The following is a 961-nucleotide window of genomic DNA, read 5'->3' as shown; positions in this document are numbered from 1 at the left end:
GTGGCCGTGGTGGCCGTGGTGGCCGTGGTGGCCGTGGTGGCCGTGGTGGCCGTGGTGGCCGTGACTCCGTTGACCAACGGCGAAGGGGCTAATGAGGTGAGCTGGCGCGAACTCATCGAGTTACGCCCGGGTGACGGGCAGCGCGATATTTGGTTGACCGCCGGATGGGAGGCGTGGAAGTCTGCGGGCGTCCGCGCAGTCGGCGTGGACACTTTTGCGTGAGGGAATGACGCCTGTGATCTCAGCGCGCCCAGTGGCCGCCTGAGGTAGTTCGCGACGCCGCCGGTTGGCCGGCGTGCTTTCGTCTGTTCCGTGGCGGTCCGACGTGTCTTCGTCCGCGGTCGTCTTATGCTCAGAGGTTCATCTTGCTCATGGATTCTCGTATCCAAATGTCCGTCGTTGCCAATTTGTCGGCCCGGCCGGCGCCGCTCGAGGTCGGCCCGTTCGTCATCGGGTTCGATCCGGGCACCGACAGCCCGCACATCAATTACGCCACTCCGCGGCCGGGCTCGGTCATCACGAAAGCCGACGTCGCCGATCTGGTGGCGGCCTTCCGGGACGCCGGCCGGAAACCGCGGCTGGAGTACGTCACCAGTTGCGCGCCCGCTCTCGAAGCCCTGCTCGCCGAGGCCGGGTTCCATGTGGAGGAACGGCACGACTACCTGGTCTGCTCAGCCGAACGCTGCAATCTCTACCGGCCCCTAACGGATTCGACCTGCGGGAACCGTCAACCGAGCAGCAGCGCCTCGCCCTGGTCAGCGCACAGAACGAGGCCTTCGGCGGTCCCTTCACGGCCACCCCGGCCGACGCCGCCCGCGTCCAACGTCAACAAGCCGCCGGCGGCATCGCCATCATGGCCGTGGCCCACGACACCAACCAACCCCACGACGGCGCCAGCAACCGCGACGGCGAGGGCAATCGCGACGGCGTCGGCGAGGGTAACCGCGACGGCGTCGGCGAG

2 protein-coding genes are annotated in these 961 nt (G+C 67.8%); one reads left to right on the top strand and one right to left on the bottom strand.

The genetic code is table 11. The features are described 5' to 3' along the window. Positions 1–222: hypothetical protein (locus tag OWR29_RS47960; protein WP_267570395.1), on the top strand; the 222-nt coding region annotated here is incomplete at its 5' end. A gap of 505 nt (positions 223–727) precedes the next feature. Here the strand turns inward: OWR29_RS47960 and OWR29_RS47955 are convergent. Then, on the bottom strand, positions 728–961 hold a 234-nt coding region (locus OWR29_RS47955), incomplete at its 5' end, for a hypothetical protein (protein WP_267570394.1).

This window comes from Paractinoplanes pyxinae, from assembly GCF_026626335.1.
Classification (GTDB): domain Bacteria; phylum Actinomycetota; class Actinomycetes; order Mycobacteriales; family Micromonosporaceae; genus Actinoplanes; species Actinoplanes pyxinae.
The sequence above is the reverse complement of the archived record's forward strand: the minus strand, read 5'-3'. Positions and strand labels throughout refer to the sequence as shown.